Origin of the sequence: Staphylococcus sp. HMSC62D11 (assembly GCF_001839145.1) — a bacterium.
In the GTDB taxonomy this organism is placed as follows: domain Bacteria; phylum Bacillota; class Bacilli; order Staphylococcales; family Staphylococcaceae; genus Staphylococcus; species Staphylococcus lugdunensis.
Genome location: NZ_KV840197.1, coordinates 336463 through 355166, shown reverse-complemented (window position 1 = coordinate 355166; position 18704 = coordinate 336463). Strand labels below are relative to the sequence as shown.

Sequence of the window (18704 nt, the reverse complement as noted above, 5' to 3'; positions counted from 1 at the left end):
TTTCAATCCTGTCAACCTTGCGGGAGCGAGACTAAGGATTCATAATGAATGCTGTCCCGCTCCCTACATATTATTTTGTATCCATAATATGATTATCTACAAAATTTGTGACTTGTTTTGTTTGTATATAGCCATCAGCTACATACGCATCATTCATCGTCACAAGAGGATAAAATAATTCATCCTCTTGCAATTGTTCAATAAATTGCACATCATGATCCGTTAAATTTTCTGTTTGGTGTTCAAAATCGATATATGTGAATTGAAAGTCAATTTGCGGATATTTTCTTTTTAATAATGGTTGTAACCATTCATACGTATTTTTAGATGTTGGCGCATTGACACAACTTGCGCATACCACATCTGCCCCATAAACGACAACACTCACCTTTGTCATATAAAAAATCCCCCGTTGAGTTGATAGATTTTTCTTTCACTATCCATTATAATAGAATAACAATCTAAATATGAAGTAATATACTTGAAAGGAGTCATCTCTCATGCCAACTGAGAATGCAACAATGTTTGATCAAGTAGCTGAAGTTATTGAACGTTTACGCCCGTTTCTCTTACGTGATGGCGGCGACTGTACATTAGTCGATGTAGAAGACGGTATTGTTAAATTACAACTACATGGTGCTTGCGGCACTTGCCCAAGTTCAACAATTACATTAAAAGCAGGTATTGAACGAGCATTACATGAAGAAGTTCCAGGTGTAATTGAAGTGGAACAAGTATTCTAGATATCTATAATATATACATCACTAGAGCCCCTACGCGCTCTAGTTTTTTCATTTGTAGTTACAGAGATAAAATGTATAACATTCAAGAACCAAAATACTGAGATATAAATCTCTAAAAAATGACAATATGGAACATAAATCCCAAAATAAATAGCACAAAGACGATTTGAAATTAAAAACCGTCTTTGTGCTATTGTTATATTCAATACATCTTACTTATATTTATTGATGATCTTGATCATCGTGATGCGGTTTATGTGGTGCTTTGTAAGGTGCTCTCATATGCTTGTCGATTTGTCTATCCATGTCGACCCAGCCTTTCCAGCCTATATGAACGGCATCAGTAATGTAATGTTTCGCATATTCTTTGTCCGTCATATCATACAATTGACCACCATTATTAATTACTGTTTCACGAATTTTGTTGTAAACAGGTTGACGACGTTCATGTGGAATACCGATATGATCGTACCATTTACCATTGGCAGGGATGCTGACGTATTGAACATCTGCACCTGCTTCACGCATCGTATCTACAAGTAATTTTAAGTCGTTAAATTCTGGAGAATTAATATTAAACTCCCAATCACGTCTTACTTTACGTCTATTTTCCTTAATTAGTTTCCAATATTCATCTTTAATGCCATATTTATTGGATTTCGAATGATCGATTGCAATTTTTGTCGCTTTGCGATTCATCTCGTTCCAAGAAGCATTCGGTGATGTCACTGGTTCAACATGTGACAACGGTGATTTGTCGAAACCAAAGTATAATTTGATTGCTTCAATCTTTTTGATTTGCTCACCTTTGAATTGAGAAATATAATTGCCATGATCTTGATCTGGATGTTTTGCTAGTTGTTTTAAAAATGCTTTATTTTTAGCATGCTTAAATTGTAATAACCGTTTCGCGTAGCGTTGTTTCAACTCAGCTGGCATTTTAGATTGCTTGAACAATTGATCGATTTGGTTCGCAGACATACGTCCATCATAGTTCTTATTTGTTAAACCATGATCAGTGAACCATTGCGGTGAAATAATTAAACTAATTTTTTTACCTTTTAGTTGATCGTATTGTGCTGCTAACTCAACAGCGTTAATCAAGTCTGTTGAACCACCAGTTCCAAGTAAATATGCAGGTTTAGTCCCTTTACGACCATTAAGTGCAATACCTGGATTAAATGGATCTTCTTTGTTGAGTTCACTTGAACCATAAATTGGGTAATAATCGTTTGATTTAAATAATTTGTTTTGAATGAGCGTACCTTTAAGCACTTGATCCGTTGAAGCAAGTCTATTATTTGCCAGTGTTTTATTTGTCACCAATCCCGTAAACCAGCTTGACGGCATTAAGACAAAGATGATAAATATCACACCGCTAATTAAAATCGGTAAAAACGGTTTTAATTTCATCGTAATTCTTCTAATGCTTCCACAATTTTATTTGGTGTCGCCCACTCATCACGATCAAAATCCATAATTGAAACTTCAATACCTAATTTGTTTTGAATTTCTAATAACAGTCCTACAGTTTGGAATGAATCAATAATCCCCTCTTCGAAAATTTCTACATCAGGGTTTTCTTTGACGATATCATTTTCAGCAACTTCAGCTAATACATCTAATACTTGTTCTTTAAATTCCATAATTAATTACTCCTTTTATATCAGTTTTCCTGAGAAAATTAAAAATCCAAATGCTACAAAATGGAAAGTGATAACAATGCTTAAGGCAGTTGTAAATCCATTTTGCCAACGTGCAGGATGTTTCTTGCGCCAGCGTTCATAATAGCCGTAACCAATAAACATTAAACCATGATAGATACCATAGACGATATAGAATAATTCTAAACCGTGCCAGACACCCATGATAAAGAAGTTTAGGAAAAAGGCTACATTAGACATGGCAAATTGACTTTTTAATAATTTTTTCTTTGACATGTAGAACAGTGCACGCATGTAAATGCAATCTCTAAACCAGAATGATAGCGACATATGCCATCTATTCCAGAAGTCTTTTATATTTTTAGCTTTAAATGGTTGTTTAAAGTTTGGCGGTGTCATAATGCCATAGATATAGCTGACTGCTACCGCAAATAAACTGTAACCAGCAAAGTCAAAGAACAGATAGAAACTATACGCATACATATACAGCCATTTATGCGTAAATCCATGTAAATCCATCATCAATGGATTAATCGCATAGAATTGAATTAAATGCGCAATAATGTATTTATATAGGAACCCTAACATTATCATATGAATCGCTTTTAAAATCAACTCACGATATTGCTCACCTGTTGGAATCTTCTTATCATCTTTCACGTAACGTTTGTAACGGTCGATTGGACCAGATGATACCGTTGGGAAGAATGAAATAAATTGCATTAACTTGCCAACTTTTATTTCTTTAATCGAGCCATCTCGAATTTCCATAATTAATTGAACACTTTTAAAAGTTACATAAGAAATACCTAAGAACCCTACAAATTCAATTAATTTATGTTCATGGAAATGAATTTGATGACCACCTAGCCAAGAGCTTTGCAATATTTTAACCACTGCTAATGGCAAGATAGACAGAACCATAATTACAGTAAATTTCGCAAATGTATTATTTTTCTGTCTTGATTTAAAGTAAAACATAATCAGCGCTGTTTGATAAATTAAATACACAATAAAACATATTAACTGGACGCTAATATATTTCGTACCAAAGAAATGATACTTATCTGAAGCAAAGATAATGACAATCATAATGGCTGTACTAATGCCGTTGTATATATAACTACGCTTACCTAAAAATCCGAGTATAATCACTGGTAAGAGTACAATAAATGCAATTAAAAAGAACGTAAACGTACCATATGGAATCATCCGTTTACAACCTCCGCAATAGCTTTACGATCTAATTTACCATTTGAAGTAAGTGGTAAATGATCCATCCAAACGAATTTTCTCGGTATCATATACTCGGGTAAACGAGATTTCAATTCGGATTTCAATGCGTGAGTCATAGCCATATCATCTTCAACATGTTGCGTTGGAACAACAGCACCAATTAAGTGAACAACTTTATCATTGCGGTATACTGGCACTACAACAGCTTCTCTCACTCGATCAGATTGGCGTAATTGTGCTTCAATCTCTTCAAGTTCCATACGGTAACCATTCATTTTAATTTGGAAATCAATACGTCCTTGAATGAACCATAGGCCGTTGTCTTCTTTGGCTTTATCCCCTGTATAATAATGGCGAATGCCATCATCATATTTAAATGCAGCATCTGTTTTAGCTTTATTTTTTAAATAACCTAGGCTCACGCTGTTACCTTTAATAACAAGTTCGTCTTCATCAGTTATAGATAACGTCGTACCTGGACGTGCAACACCTACTGGAAGTGGATTATATTGCGCTAATACATCAGGTGTGATTTGAATACTTGTAACAGCTACAGTTGCTTCAGTCGGACCATATGTGTTGTAAATCACAGCGTGTGGATATCTATCAACTAAAGCCTTAGCTGTTCTATGTGCCAAAATTTCACCACAGAAGAAGAAATGATTTAAGCTTGGGTAATCATTTTCATTCAATGTCGGCAATAATAAGCACATTTCAATAAATGATGGTGTAGATACCCAAGTGTTAATTGGTGTAGCCACTAACATGTCATTTAATAACTTAGGCTTTTTAATCATATCTTTATCTACAAGATTTAGTGTGCCACCAGATGTTAAACATGGATAGATTGCCATCACTGATAAATCAAATGAAAATGGTGCTTGGTTTAACCATTCTTGGCCACCATCTTCTTGATGTAACGATACCATCCATTCAGCAAATTCAATCAAGCTTGCGTATTGAATTTGAACACCTTTAGGCTCACCAGTTGAACCGGAAGTAAAGATAGTATATACCGTATCTGTTTCAGTCATTTGACTATCGAATACGATTGGATTGTTTGATTCTTTGACATCTTGAGTCGTAATCGTCTTCGCCCCATCATATGTTAATGGTTCATCAACGGTATTAAAGATGAACTGTGGTTCAACTTTATCAATAATCATGTTTACACGTTCAGCTGGCACCGATGTATCAATCGGAACGTAGCCGCAACCTGCTTTGATAGCACCAAGCATACCAACAATCATGTACGGAGACATATGGCCGTATAAAATCATTGGTTGTTGACTGCCTTGTAATTGATGTGCTAGTTTACTTGATTCCTCAAGTAATTCCTTATAAGTTAATTCGTCATTCATATGTCTTACAGCAACTTGATTCGGCTGCGCTTGCTCAATATCGATTAATTTAGAAATGATATCGTTCATATGTTATATTCTCCCTCATTAAAATTCATTATAAATGAAGTTATTCTGTGTATCGCCAGTACCATAAATTAAATACAATGCTATGAATATAGCTAAATAAAGCAATGTTAATAAATATGGTTTAAGTTTTTTAAATGTTTCTGAAGTTTCTTTTTGTTGGGCTTTCATATCGCACCTCACTCATTCAAAATTAAGATGCACAGCTTATCTTTTGCTGCGCCACTTTTTATAATAAGTATAATTAGTTTCAGATTTATATATTATTTTTACAACTTATTATATCTATTTTTTGACAAGCCTGCAATGTTATCTTTAAAAACACTATTGCAAAGACTTGCACTACACTATTTGTAGAACATATTTTATTTTACGTCTTATTAACGAAACACACAATTACATATGACATAACAATTTTGTTATATACGCAAAAAACTTCTACATGCTATTAAATAACAACATGTAAAAGCTCTGCTTGTATCATAATTTAATGGCTAGTAACCGGTGTTAATGGCGCCTGTTGTTGTAAAACAGCCACGATATTATCAACGCATAATTGAATCATACGATTTCTCGTCTTCACTGATGCGCTGCCAATATGCGGTAAAATGACGGCATTCGGCATAGATAATAATGGATGTTTCTCATTAATAGGTTCTTCACGTAAAACATCTAAGCCGCATCCTGCGATATCACCTTGTTCAAGTGCAAATACAAGTGCGTCTTCATCTACTATTGCACCTCGACCAATGTTGATAAAGATTGCATCTTGTTTCATCGCTTGAAATGCCTCAGCATTAAATTTGTTCTTCGTTTCCACTGTCAATGGTGCTGTACATATGACAAAATCACTTTCTTCTAATAATGTGTCAAAATCAGCATATGTGACTTTTAATTCACGCTCAACATCTTCTCTTCTTGAACGATTATGATATAGCGTACGCGTATTAAAGCCAGTTAAACGCCTTGCAAATGCTTGACCAATGGCACCCATGCCAAAAATACCAACAGTCGAACCGTACACATCTTTACCAGATAATAAGTAAGGACCCCAGCTAGTCCATCGACCATCTTGAACATATTTTTCTGCTTCAACAATGCGTCGCGCAACACTAAGCATCAAGGTAAACCCTAATTCTGCTGTCGTTTCTGTAAGCACATCTGGTGTATTAGTTACCACAATATCGCGTGATTTTGCTAGTGAAATATCGATATTATCATAGCCAACTGCCATATTTGCAACGATACGCAACTGTGGCGCTTGTGCGATAACCTCGTGATCAATTTGCTCACTGAGCGTAATGAAACATGCTGTTGCATCTTTAATAGCTGTTAAAAACTTTGCTCTAGGCATTGGTACAAGTGCCTTATCCCACATCTCTACTTCCCCAAATTGTTCTAATTGTTGGACAAAGTGATCTGGGATTTTTCTGGTAACAAGTATTTTAGCCATCATTCAGCCTCCTTTAAGTGTCCCTGACTATTGTTGTAATTGTCGAATCACTTCATTTAAATCTTTTACCGAATAAGTTGGCGGAACATCTTTTTCTTGAATTTCAGCAAATGAGGTTACACCCGTTTGAACATGAATTGTATCCACGCCAACATTGATGCCAGACATAATATCTGTATCATACAAGTCCCCGACCATGGCAACATCTGCTTTATCTAATTTAAGTATATCAAGTGCAATATCCATTATAACTGGTTCTGGTTTACCAATAAATTGTGGTTGTTGCCCAGTAGAGACGCTAACGACACTTGTAATAGCACCATTACCAGGTAATAAACCACTTTCTTTAGGAATAGAAACATCCGGATTAGTTGAAATAAATGTGGCACCCTCACGTACAGCAAGTGTTGCAATCGCTAGTTTATCGTAGGTAACTTGTTCATCTAATCCTATCACTACATAATCGACATGTTTATCTCGTCTTAATGTTAAACGACGGTCTAGTAATGCTGCTTTCAAACCACTACCACCAATCATATATACAGAGGCATTTGCTTTTTCATTGGCAATAAAGTTTGCCGTAGCTAATGCTGAAGTCACAATCTCCTCAGGTTTAGCATCAATATGCATCTCGCGTAATTTAGCTGTTACTTCTTCAGGTGTCTTGGTCGAGTTATTCGTTACATATAAATGAGGAATGCCTTGCTGATTTAAATAATCAATAAATTGTGCTGCTCCGTCAACTTCCTCTGTACCTTTGTACATCGTCCCATCTAAATCTATCAAATATCCTTTATAGTGTTTCATTGTTAATTGTCTCCTTTTCCAAAAGCTGTCACTGGTACACTTTCCTGTTCTAAAAATAATGATACTTCATATATAAAGTTGTCATAATACGGTAGTGCATCATCAAACAGAGGTTCAAGTGTATCATGTTGTAAAGTAATATAATCATGTGCAAATTGCTTACGCACTTCGATTGTTTGATTGATTGCAGCTTGTGTTTCAGATGTAATCACACTCTCAAGTGCTAATATATCAATTACATCCTTGTAATTACCAGGATCTCTTAAAATAAAAGCATCGATAATCATATTACCAATATCGACAGATGCTTCAATTAGCATTTGTGCAATGCGCTCAAAAGCATAAGGATTATCTTTATGATCTTGATAATCTTGCGTTAACTGCCTTAAATAATTTAATTTCTGTGTTAATTTTTCTTTGTCTACAAAATACATGCTTAGTCACCTCTTAATGTCTTTATCATATCATAATTTTGCAGCACACTTCATTTGTAGTTATACTAAATAAATAACCTTAAATAAAGGAGCACCACTTTATGATAGATATGTATTTATATGACGATGAAGAACAAAGTCAAGTGCAATTTGTAGGCTTTGTCGGTGAACATAGTCGCTATGATTTGATGTTAGTTCAAACAGACCGTCATTATGGAAAGACATTAGTTTTGAATATGCAGACCAATAAATTTGGAATTATCGGCACAGATGACCTTGAAGAAGATGGTTATATCGCCTATATTCTTGGTGTTTCTGATGCAGAAGCCACTGAAATAACCGAATATTTAAATGAAGTCATACAATAACATGTTTATGATTCAATGCTGTGTCATAAACATGTTATCAAAGCATGAAAAAAGCGAGGAAACAAAAGTTGATGTTAACTTTGTTTTCTCGCTTTACTTGTGGACTTTCGTTTTGAAAGTTACTCTGTTGATGCTATGTTGTCTGTGCCAATTAATCTTTATTGGTTTCTATTTGTTGAGATTCTGCTGGTATGGATGGCGCTATTTTGACATCGTGTAGTTTGTCTTCACTGTTAATTTGTGTGTCTGACTCACCTAATCGAGTTTTAACCTCGTCTTCTGAAAGACGCTGTAGAACAAAATATGGGCAGCCAAAATTACAATATTCTAAGATATAATCTTGAATACTTGAAAAGCGTTTTGAAATTTCAGCCTTTTTGTTACTATCTTTATAAAATCCTTTGAGTCTTAACAGTTCGTAACCAAAATCTCCGACAACAAAGTCATATTTATCGAGAATATCTGCATATTTAGCAGCAAATAATTCTTCATCAAAGCAGTCACGATAGTCCTCAATGATTTCAAAATATTGCTGGTTTACTTTAATCATAAATGACTCACCTTTATATGATAATAAAGACTTAGCAAATACGACAGTTAATCACTCTCGTACAAACTAAGCCCTTTTATTGATAAGAATGACCATAGCTGATAGTGGCTCACATAATACTTCTGCCAACTCAATTTCCACAGTCTATTCGATTATTGTTGATGATTTAATTGCTTTTCTCCTAAGCGATGACGTTCTTTAGCCGCTTCATTAACTTGTTCATCTGCGTGATATGAGCTACGTACCATTGGTCCAGCTTCACAATGTTTGAATCCTTTATCCATAGCTGCTTTACGTAACTTACCAAATTCTAGAGGTGTATAATATTTTTGAACTTTTAAATGCTTACGAGATGGTTGTAAATATTGACCAATTGTCAAAATGTCTACGTCATTCGCACGTAAATCATCCATAGCTTGTAATAATTCTTCAGTCGTTTCACCTAAACCTACCATAATACTTGATTTCGTAGGAATATCTGGTTGTAATTCTTTTGAACGACGTAAGAATTCGAGTGTACGGTCATATGTTGCACGTGCACGTACTCTTGGTGTTAAACGGCGTACTGTTTCGATATTGTGATTTAAAATATCTGGTCGTGATGCCATTAATGTTTCTAACGCTTCATAATCCCCACCCATATCAGATGGTAAGATTTCAATCGTTGTGAATGGATTTCGTTCACGTACTTTGCGCACTGTTTCAGCATAAACATTTGAACCCGCATCTCTTAAGTCATCACGTGCTACTGCTGTAATAACCACGTGTTTTAAATTCATCAGTTCAACCGATTCTGCCACACGTTCTGGCTCATTTAAGTCTAATTCATTAGGTAATCCCGTCTTAACCGCACAGAAACGGCATGCTCTTGTACATACCGCACCTAAAATCATAAACGTTGCCGTACGTCTTGCTCCCCAGCATTCATGTATATTTGGACACTTTGCTTCTTCGCAAACAGTGTGTAGATTCTTTTCTCGCATCATTTTTTTGAGGCCAGTGTAGTTCTCATTCGTGTTAAGCTTAATTTTCAACCAATCTGGTTTACGTAAAATTTCTTCATTTCTTGTAGCCATAACAACGCTTACCCTCCTGAATAATCAATCTTCATTCATTATAACTAAATTTACCCTAAATTAAAACGTAATACGCAATAAATTTAATAATTTAATAACTTTTCTTTAAATATATCGCGTAAAAATTCTGGCATTAAATATTCTGTTGGCAATCCTTTTAGCATCGGGAAGTAACGGCCAAACGTGTACATATCAACCGTTCCCAACGTATAGTATTGCTCATCATCAATGTCTTCTCCATTGATAAAATAACGTGCTTCTGATTCTATAAAACCCAAATTATATAAAATATAACCGCCAAAGATGTCTCCTCTAAAGCCTAAACCTTGTGCATGCTCATGTAAATATTCTTGCTTTTGACTTTTTATAATCACATTTTTCAATTCTGTACCTGTGACTTTTACCCTTACTAAATTAATAGGATGTGGTAGCATACGGTGAATATCGTACTCGGTCACTTGGTCAGCCTGAATACCTTGAACAATTAATCCCGCATTGATGATCGCACAATCTGCATTTGTAAATTCAAAGACACTTTCAGCGAGAAGATAGGTTGTTTGGGTAATGACATCTGTTTTATTTTCTAAGTGAACTGGATGGTGAATCACAGGTTCATTTAGCAGTGCCTTACCTTCCTCATCAAAGTGTGTTTCGACAGTAGGCAATGTGTCGAGCGGATGTAGCATTGCTTCTTTCGCAATGACTTGATGTTGTTCAATGGTTAGCGTAACTTCACCTAAATAGTGACCATATTTTCCAGCGGCAGCCATCAGCACACCATTATTTATTTCACCATGTTCAAAATAGTGATGCGTATGGCTCCCGAAAATAACATCAATATCTGGTATTTCTTGACATAATTGTTCATCAAAAAAGACACCAACATGACTCATCACAATTAAGACATCATATTGTCCTTGACGTGATTGAATCTCATCTTTAATCGCTTCAAGTGGATCTGTCACAATCCAATCTAGCGCACGATAAAATGGCGTAAATGGTGCAGTTGCAGCAACAAAAAGAATCCGTGTCCCTTCGATGTTTTGAATATATGAAGTTGCGATATGATTAGGCAATTGTCCTTGTTCGTCAAGAACATTCGTACAAATCACCTTAAAATGCGCATCATCATATAATGTATTCAAAGCTTCATGCGAAATCGTCATCCCTTCATTATTACCAATGGTTGCAATATCACATTGTGCCTCGTTTAATAACGCAACATTCTTTTTCCCTAATGTTGCTTCTGTCACAGGGGCAGATAAATCGACATGATCCCCAATATCTATATAAAGAGAAGGATGTTGAAGCGCTGGGCGATGTGTCTGTAAATAAGCTTGAATGCGTGCATATTCGTGCAAATGACTATGTATATCATTCGTATGATAAATCGTCAACTTCACAGTACTACCCCCTTTGTAATTTACATCAATGATTTAAAAATAAGATAAATCCCCATGAATAACATGACAGTTCTAAGCAACATGACTACCGTTTCAGACTTAATAGAATGATTGATCTTCACTCCAATTTGTGCGCCAATATAACTTGAGATAATTAAAATGATAGAATATCCCCAAGCCACATGTCCTTGAAAAATGTGACCAATTGAGCTCATCACACTAGAGAAGAAAATCATCATCATACTTGTGCCGACAGCAACATGTGGTGGAAATCTAAAGACAATCAGCATTAATGGCGTCATTAATGCACCGCCGCCAATGCCAAATAATCCTGTTAACACACCAATAAATAAGGTTGCGACAAAAGCCACAAGCGGTGGAACACTATAATGATAAGTTACACCTTCCGAATCCGTATAAGACTTACGATATTGTGGCTTATCAAATAGTTTAATTGGTTTTATTTTATGACGTACCATCAATATAATGGATACAAGAATCATAAAAATACCAAAATATAAATTGAATGACTCTAATGTTAAATAGCGACTAAGCAACGAACCCGCTAATGACCCAGGCAATAAGCCAAATAGGAAAATAGAGCCATTTTTAATATCGACTTGTTTCGTTTTCAAATAGCCTAGAGATGACGATAATCCTGTTACAATGAGTATCACGGATGACGTCCCAATAGCAATTTGAGGCGTAATGCCATGTAAAAGATGATGTTCCACACCTAAATAAACAAGCGTAGGTACAATGATGATACCGCCGCCAATACCTACTAATGAACCAATAACAGCAGAAAGTAGGCCAATTAAAATAAGAAAAATAAAAGTTAATACCATTGATTTCGCCTCTTAAAATAATTTTAGTTGTTGTGGTGCCAAACCTGTATAATCTATTCCAAGCATCTGTTGATATGTTTTGGCATTTTTAGCCGCATGGCCCCCAGAATTATTATTAAACACGACATATACTGTCTTAGCTTTTTGCGCTAATATTTCAACTTTATGCGCGAGGTCTTGCAATTCTTGTTGATTATAATCATATAAATACCGCACATCTCGCCATTCTTGGTCTGTCATATCCTTTTTAGTCCAGCCTTGAGTGTTGCGCCCATGATAACGTACAAAGGCGATATCATGAGTAATACGATTAACCATTGGAATCGAACCCATTTTCACCTGTGGTTCATCACAAACCGCATGAATAAATTGATGGTCGACAAGAAATTGTAATGTCTGTTCCTTATGTACCGCATCAAACCATGATTGATGACGAAATTCAATGCATACAGGAATATCTAATAATTGTTGGCGTACATACCGTAAATAAGTTACATTTTCCATCGAGCAATCAAACCAAGGCGGAAATTGAACTAACACCAACGCTAATTTATCATGCGTTTGCAGGGGTTCAATCATTGCTTTAAATTGCTCAAACAACGCTTTGCGCGATGTCGCAACATCTTTATAATCCGCATGTAACGTCAACGCTTGATGTATTTTGACAACAAATTTAAACGTCTCTGGTGTCTCTTTAATCCACTTTAATATATTTCTTTCAGGTTGAATCGCATAATAAGAGGCGTCCAATTCAACAATTGGAAAATGACCTGCATACGTTTGAAGTTTATCAGCTTGGCGTCCAATATCTTCATATAACGTCTCATGGTCACCCCAACCAGTTAAGCCAATGTTAATCATATTCATCACCAGTACAATCATACCACAATCGAATTTATTACTTCATTATATCAACTTAGATTTATCAATGATAAACGATTTAAAATTGGCAACGTAATGCTTCTATCTCTGTCAACAATTTATCAAAAAGTCCAGCTACATGACTATCTATAGCCAGTCGTGGTGCTTGTCCACTCCATAAGTGCGTCCATGCATCGTTATGCTTTTGTGCTGAATGTTGACGTATCGATGTTGTCAACTGATTTTGAATTGGATAATCAGGGATTTTACCATTATAATTCTTAAAGGATTGAATAAAATTGTTATTAATACCACGCGCATATTTGCCACTAAATACATTTGTCACGACCGTATCCGTTTCTTTACTATTCAGAATGGCTTGCTTTAATACTGGGCGTGCACCACTTTCTTGCAACGTTAAAAAAGCTGTGCCCATTTGTACGCCAGAGGCACCTAAAATCAAGCTTGCCAAAATGCCACGGCCATCCATAATGCCACCTGCAGCAATAACAGGAATATCTACGTGATCAACGATTTGTGGTACAAGTGCCATTGTACCAATCATTGATTGTTGCCCTTGAGTTGTAGGTAAAAAGCTACTACGATGTCCTCCTGCTTCGCTACCTTGGGCAATTACGATATCTATACCTGCTTGTTCAATTGCGATTGCCTCATCTACTGATGTTGCAGTACCCATCGTCACAATTTGTGCTGCTTTTAATCGTTCAATGATTTCTTGCTTCGGTATGCCAAATGTAAAGCTACATACAGGAACATGGTATTGAAGCACTAAATCAATCGCAGCATTAAAACGTTGTTCCTCAGTAATATTTACAGTGGGTTCTTCTAGTTGAAGTGCACGACGATAAGGTTTCAGCCAAGCATTCATTTGTGCCACCTCAGCCTCTGAATACTGATAATCACTCGGAATAAATAAATTCACTGCAAATGGTTGCGAAGTTAATGCCTGAACTGCTTGGATTTCTTGTTCTAATCGCGCAGTATCAAAGTAGCCTGCACCAATCGTGCCAAGCCCACCTTGATGACTCACGGCAGCCACTAATTCTGGAGTAGTACTGCCAGCCATACCTGCTTGAATGATAGGATAGTGAACGTTCAAATATTTTGTGAATTGCGTTGTCAACTGCTTCATCTTGTATCCTCCAAATTTACCGTCGTCTTTGAAATTGTTGATGCAGGTGCTGATGTTTTAAACGTTGTTGTTGTAACTTTTCTTCTTCTTCTTTATCCATTTCATCTTCAATATCCATGCCTAACATTTCTTCAATTAAATCTTCATGCGAAACAATACCATCTGTACCACCATATTCATCAAGCACAATCGCTAAATGTTTTCGACTTATCGTCATTTTTCTCAACACCCATTCTGCACGATTGTGTTCATTGACAAACAGTGGTTCAGCAATATATTCATCAATAGTATGACTCGGATCTTTGCTCCAAGACAGTAAGTATTTCGAATGAAACACGCCTATAATATGATCAATATCTTCATCATATACTGGATAACGCGTATAAGGTTCATTCATGACCGTTTGATAGACTTCATCATAAGGTGTGATATTTGAAAAAGCAGTGACGTTTACTCTTGGCGTTGTATTAACATCTTTAATCTTTAAATTACTAAACGCCATAACCCCTTTTAAACGTTCACTTTCAATTTCATTCAATGCCCCATCACGCTGAGCCACTGCAAACATCATTTGAATCTCTGCTTTAGACCATTGCGCTTCTGGTTCACTTCCATTCGCAATAAGTCGATTCAACCCTTTCGTTATCGCATCCAATAATAAAGTGATTGGACGCAAGATTGCGACAAACACACGTACAACAGGAAAAATCATACGCATAATGCGATTAGCGAAATTTGCAGCAATAGATTTAGGTATCACTTCTGCAAATAAAATAACAAATACAGCATATATTGTAAGCGTGAGGCCTAAGTGCCATTGTGCATGATAAGATACCGCTGCTACTAGCACAGTCAACAGCGTCATACTTATCGTACGACCAATGAGTAACGCCGTCATCGCTTCACTTGGATGCGCTAAAAATCGTGCAATACGATATGCTTTTTTATCACCTTGCTCGCCTTCAGTTTGAAATTTCGTCCGATGCACCGTACTTAAAGTGGTTTCACCAATAGAAAAGAAGAACGACAACACAACTAAACAAATAATTGCAATAATCATACAACATGCTCCTCTGCAATGAATAAAAATGTTATATTATATAAAATATTCCCAACAATTAAACACCATAAACGCATAAGTTCCCTTAGCCAATATACAAAAAACTTATAAGTGTTAGCGACGATGACGTGCGAATAACACATTATAAGTTTTAATTTAAATTATGTTATTACGAACTGAATAAAGTAAATTCAAATTCATTATGAAATAATCATATATTTTGGGTGACACAGTCTATAATGAGACTCGATAAGTTCAAATCATTTTTAAACTCATAGCTAAATTCACCATCAGTTACTAACCGATGCTTATGTTCACTGAATTACTTGTTTTCAATCCTGTAGCCCATTTCTTTACTCGTTAATATCTCACCAAATAACAAATAAAAATATGTACAAATATAGTTCATTAATGGAATCAACAATAGCAATCCAATCATTAAAAATCTATTACCTTGATGATCAGGTATAATAAAAAACTCTATTGCCTTTTGAACATATAATAAGATCGCAACAAATTTTAAAAACAGAATTAAGAGCGTCTTATCTTTAATAAAACTCGGCGTAATCGTCATAAAAATTAAACTTAAAATATGTGCAGAAAAACAAATAATGGCTATAACGGTTCCTAATATCCAATATATTCTAATTTCTTGAGTATTACCCTCGATAAAAAAGTAAATATTATAAAAAGATAAATAACTGCTATATGTAGAAAGTATGCCCACTATCATAAATATCAGGGCTCTCTTTTTTATCTTTTTTCGATCACTAGGAATTTTAGGGAAGAATAACTGCAACAAGCCACAAAAAATTATTAAAAGTTCTATAGAAGTTGCTATAATTAAATAATTAGCTGTTGCTGCTAAAGTGAGACCAACAAAATATTGTATAGAACTAAAAAGAATTGAGCCTAAAGCCAACATATTCATAGCTTGAGTTGCTGGTTTTCTCAATGCTTGATAAGTCTCTTCCATGCCATCATCCCTCCTATTAATAGTAGCTTCTACTTTTTAACAGATTAAGCAACATTAAGTATATATCTTTATCGATATTGAGCTATAACAATTGCGAAGATTATCATCCACCCAAACATAATAATGGGTCGAACCACATAGCCATGAAAGATGCCACGATTCACCCAAAAATAAATGTCTATGATGAAATAAATAAAAATCAAGACAAATACAATAGAAGTGATTGCAAATGCAATTGACATTGTGTCATTAAGTGAGCGTTCTACAAAATAACGTAAATCATCATTCGTGCGTTCAGTGGTTTGTTTAACTTTCAGCGCTATTGACATAATAAAAATAGATGAACATATAGCACCTGCACGTGCAATATCTTTTCCGTATTTTAGATCAGTTCTTAAACTTTCAGCTTTTTCTTTATCATATTTATGTAATATTCTTGCCGTATTTTTGACCTCTTCCAATCTTATTCTGTTGGGTTTTAATATAGAATAATGCGCTGATAAATAGCTGCTTAGTAAGAACAACCAAAACACAATACTTGTCACATTATCCATCTCAACCATACCAATGTTATCAAAGTAAACATATGTTTCATACACTACCATATAACCTATAAATAATAATGCAGCTTTCACATACTTTTTCCTTTTAAGTAAATCTAAGCATTCTCTAACAATAAAATATGCTGCACAACTTAGAATGAACAGACCCACTGTAATAATTATAATCATAGGTATTCACCTTCTTATTTAAAATATAAGTTATTTACTTGCTAGTATGATGTTGCTCTTCTAATTCAATTTCCTCTAACACTTGATATCTCATCAAATTAAAGTAAGAACGACCTATTAACAAGTTAATCATTAAAATGACGATAATAGATAACCATATATAGGTGGTATCATCTGTTCTTTTAGGTGCAATTTGACTTATATAATAAAGCATACCTAAACCAGAAACAGCCATAAGTATACCTAATAATTTAAACAATCTATTGGATATTGACTTAATAACTTCAAATTCACTTATTACAAAAATATTAAAGCCGATTAACTCTATAATATTAGCTAAAACGATCATCAACCAAAACTCAAAAACATCATCACCATTAATAGTCGCATTAAATACATATATCGATGCTAGTGCAATCGACAAACTATAACCACATAATGTGCTTATAATGATATATCTTATTAATGACGATTTGTTTGTTTTAACCTTTTTAGACTTTTCTTGGACGTATGAAATGATATTTATAACAGCCCAAAAAGCTAAAAATATGTATATATATTTAGGTAACTTGTATAATAAATGACTGTTAAAAAACATAATCGTATAAAAAATTAAACACATTATATTCATTAATATAGCAACTGGCGTAATGTACGGATTTTTTATGTTATGTGCTATTTCCTCTTTAGTTATTACTTCATCTTCCATTTTATGTTCCTCCTTTGTATGTTAATACATAAAAGTGAAAAGAATCTTTACAGTTTTATTATGCATTAACTTACGATAATTGTTATACATTTTTGTTTAAATTATCATCTTTATATTATATACTTCAAAAATAATATTTGTTCAAAAAGCATTACCACATGCCTAGTTCCGTTAATTTTACTCCAAGCCCTCTTCATCAATAATTTGATATCTCATCAAATTAAAGTAAGAGCGGCCTATTAACAAGTTAATCATTAAAATGACGATAATAGACATCCATATAAAATTATTTTCATTATCTGTATAAGGCACAATACGACTTAAATAAATCAAAATACCAAAGCCACCTAAAGCTACAACAATGCCCATGATATTACCCGCAGAACCCGATAATGACTGAATTAAACCAAATTCACTTATTACAAAAATATTAAAACCAATAAGCGAAATAATATTAGCTATAATAATTATCAGCCAATAATCAAATACATCATATCCATTTGTAGTAGCACCAAATACATACACTGAGGAACAAGAAATTGATAAACTGTAACCACTCAATGTACTGATAATAATATATCTTATTAATGCAGCTTTATTTGTTTTAACCTTTTTTGATTTCTCTTGTAAATATGAAATGATATTTATAACAACCCAAAACACCAAAAATATATACATATATATAGGCAATTTGTATAATAAATGGGCGCTAAAAAATAAAATACAATAAAAGGTTAATGAGAATATAAACATAAAAATGGCAACTGGCGTAATGTACGGATTTTTTATATTATGAGCAATTTCCTCTTTTGTTATTTCTTCATTCTCCACTTTAATTCCTCCTTTTTAAGTTAATTTATAAAAACGAAAATAATCTATACACTTTTATTTAAATACATCATAAACTTTATCAAATCTTTCTATCCAATTGTCATCTTCATCTATTTCAAAAGTAATCTTCATAAAAAGGGCATTATCAGCATTACTAGTTCCATTAATTTTACTCCAATCCTTCTTCCTCAATAATCTGATATTTCATTAAATTGAAGTAAGAACGTCCAATTAATAAATCTACCATTAAAATGACAATTATAGACATCCATATAAAATCATTTTCTTCAGCTGTATAAGGCACAATGCGACTTAAATAAATCAAAATACCAAAGCCACATAAAGCTACAACAATGCCCATGATATTACCCGCA

General features: G+C 34.4%; 23 protein-coding genes. 2 read left to right on the top strand and 21 right to left on the bottom strand.

Annotation, left to right across the window (positions count from 1 at the left end; genetic code table 11):
• Positions 1–70: 70 nt before the first annotated feature.
• Positions 71–397 carry a YuzD family protein gene (locus HMPREF3267_RS09930; RefSeq protein WP_002459578.1) on the bottom strand — a complete coding sequence of 109 codons (327 nt, stop codon included), beginning with the start codon at positions 395–397 and terminating at the stop codon, positions 71–73.
• Between the two features lie 103 nt (positions 398–500).
• Between HMPREF3267_RS09930 and HMPREF3267_RS09925 the strand changes: the two genes are divergently transcribed.
• Entirely contained in the window at positions 501–743 is a 243-nt protein-coding gene (locus tag HMPREF3267_RS09925) for a NifU family protein (protein ID WP_002433501.1), read from the top strand.
• 222 nt (positions 744–965) lie between these two features.
• Here HMPREF3267_RS09925 and dltD read toward each other — a convergent pair whose 3' ends face one another.
• From dltD to HMPREF3267_RS09885, 8 genes are all read right to left on the bottom strand, one after another.
• Positions 966–2156, bottom strand: coding sequence for a D-alanyl-lipoteichoic acid biosynthesis protein DltD (gene dltD, locus HMPREF3267_RS09920; protein ID WP_002478468.1), 1191 nt, complete (start codon positions 2154–2156; stop codon positions 966–968).
• Entirely contained in the window at positions 2153–2389 is a 237-nt protein-coding gene (dltC, locus tag HMPREF3267_RS09915) for a D-alanine--poly(phosphoribitol) ligase subunit 2 (RefSeq protein WP_002459580.1), read from the bottom strand. Before dltC ends, dltD begins: the two co-directional genes overlap by 4 nt.
• Before the next feature lie 15 nt (positions 2390–2404).
• Entirely contained in the window at positions 2405–3619 is a 1215-nt protein-coding gene (dltB, locus tag HMPREF3267_RS09910; RefSeq protein WP_002459581.1) for a D-alanyl-lipoteichoic acid biosynthesis protein DltB, read from the bottom strand.
• Complete coding sequence (gene dltA, locus HMPREF3267_RS09905) at positions 3616–5073, bottom strand: D-alanine--poly(phosphoribitol) ligase subunit DltA (protein ID WP_002459582.1); 1458 nt, start codon at positions 5071–5073, stop codon at positions 3616–3618. The genes dltB and dltA overlap by 4 nt, the downstream gene beginning before the upstream one ends.
• Before the next feature lie 18 nt (positions 5074–5091).
• Complete coding sequence (locus HMPREF3267_RS09900) at positions 5092–5241, bottom strand: teichoic acid D-Ala incorporation-associated protein DltX (RefSeq protein ID WP_002459583.1); 150 nt, start codon at positions 5239–5241, stop codon at positions 5092–5094.
• A gap of 316 nt (positions 5242–5557) precedes the next feature.
• The gene (locus tag HMPREF3267_RS09895; RefSeq protein WP_062078753.1) at positions 5558–6523 is read right to left on the bottom strand and encodes a 2-hydroxyacid dehydrogenase; all 966 of its coding nucleotides are present in this window, start codon (positions 6521–6523) and stop codon (positions 5558–5560) included.
• Positions 6524–6550: 27 nt separating this feature from the next.
• On the bottom strand, positions 6551–7330 hold the full coding sequence (locus HMPREF3267_RS09890; RefSeq protein ID WP_002459585.1) for a TIGR01457 family HAD-type hydrolase: 780 nt from the start codon (positions 7328–7330) through the stop codon (positions 6551–6553).
• 2 nt (positions 7331–7332) lie between these two features.
• Positions 7333–7764: a DUF86 domain-containing protein gene (locus tag HMPREF3267_RS09885; RefSeq protein WP_062078751.1), complete on the bottom strand. Its 432-nt coding sequence runs from the start codon at positions 7762–7764 to the stop codon at positions 7333–7335.
• Positions 7765–7865: 101 nt separating this feature from the next.
• Here HMPREF3267_RS09885 and HMPREF3267_RS09880 point away from each other — a divergent pair, with 101 nt between their 5' ends.
• Complete coding sequence (locus HMPREF3267_RS09880) at positions 7866–8132, top strand: DUF3055 domain-containing protein (RefSeq protein ID WP_002459587.1); 267 nt, start codon at positions 7866–7868, stop codon at positions 8130–8132.
• A gap of 151 nt (positions 8133–8283) precedes the next feature.
• Here HMPREF3267_RS09880 and HMPREF3267_RS09875 read toward each other — a convergent pair whose 3' ends face one another.
• The 12 genes from HMPREF3267_RS09875 to HMPREF3267_RS09820 all read right to left on the bottom strand — a co-directional run.
• Complete coding sequence (locus HMPREF3267_RS09875) at positions 8284–8682, bottom strand: YutD family protein (protein ID WP_002478470.1); 399 nt, start codon at positions 8680–8682, stop codon at positions 8284–8286.
• A gap of 152 nt (positions 8683–8834) precedes the next feature.
• Complete coding sequence (gene lipA / locus HMPREF3267_RS09870; RefSeq protein WP_002459589.1) at positions 8835–9758, bottom strand: lipoyl synthase; 924 nt, start codon at positions 9756–9758, stop codon at positions 8835–8837.
• Between the two features lie 83 nt (positions 9759–9841).
• Positions 9842–11161: a bifunctional metallophosphatase/5'-nucleotidase gene (locus tag HMPREF3267_RS09865; RefSeq protein ID WP_002459590.1), complete on the bottom strand. Its 1320-nt coding sequence runs from the start codon at positions 11159–11161 to the stop codon at positions 9842–9844.
• Between the two features lie 20 nt (positions 11162–11181).
• Positions 11182–12009 (bottom strand): sulfite exporter TauE/SafE family protein, encoded by an 828-nt coding sequence (locus HMPREF3267_RS09860; protein ID WP_002459591.1) that lies wholly within the window; start codon positions 12007–12009, stop codon positions 11182–11184.
• A 12-nt stretch (positions 12010–12021) separates the two neighbouring features.
• Complete coding sequence (locus tag HMPREF3267_RS09855) at positions 12022–12870, bottom strand: DUF72 domain-containing protein (RefSeq protein ID WP_037543020.1); 849 nt, start codon at positions 12868–12870, stop codon at positions 12022–12024.
• A 79-nt stretch (positions 12871–12949) separates the two neighbouring features.
• Positions 12950–14023 carry an NAD(P)H-dependent flavin oxidoreductase gene (locus tag HMPREF3267_RS09850; RefSeq protein ID WP_062078749.1) on the bottom strand — a complete coding sequence of 358 codons (1074 nt, stop codon included), beginning with the start codon at positions 14021–14023 and terminating at the stop codon, positions 12950–12952.
• 16 nt (positions 14024–14039) lie between these two features.
• Positions 14040–15083, bottom strand: coding sequence for a hemolysin family protein (locus HMPREF3267_RS09845; protein WP_062078747.1), 1044 nt, complete (start codon positions 15081–15083; stop codon positions 14040–14042).
• A 322-nt stretch (positions 15084–15405) separates the two neighbouring features.
• Positions 15406–16059: a DUF5079 family protein gene (locus tag HMPREF3267_RS09840; protein WP_062078745.1), complete on the bottom strand. Its 654-nt coding sequence runs from the start codon at positions 16057–16059 to the stop codon at positions 15406–15408.
• 68 nt (positions 16060–16127) lie between these two features.
• Positions 16128–16790 carry a DUF5080 family protein gene (locus HMPREF3267_RS09835; RefSeq protein ID WP_062078743.1) on the bottom strand — a complete coding sequence of 221 codons (663 nt, stop codon included), beginning with the start codon at positions 16788–16790 and terminating at the stop codon, positions 16128–16130.
• A 34-nt stretch (positions 16791–16824) separates the two neighbouring features.
• On the bottom strand, positions 16825–17499 hold the full coding sequence (locus tag HMPREF3267_RS09830) for a DUF5079 family protein (RefSeq protein ID WP_062078741.1): 675 nt from the start codon (positions 17497–17499) through the stop codon (positions 16825–16827).
• A gap of 177 nt (positions 17500–17676) precedes the next feature.
• Positions 17677–18330, bottom strand: a complete 654-nt coding sequence (locus HMPREF3267_RS09825; protein WP_070866802.1) for a DUF5079 family protein — start codon at positions 18328–18330, stop codon at positions 17677–17679.
• A gap of 169 nt (positions 18331–18499) precedes the next feature.
• On the bottom strand, positions 18500–18704 hold a 205-nt coding region (locus HMPREF3267_RS09820), incomplete at its 5' end, for a DUF5079 family protein (protein WP_371106720.1).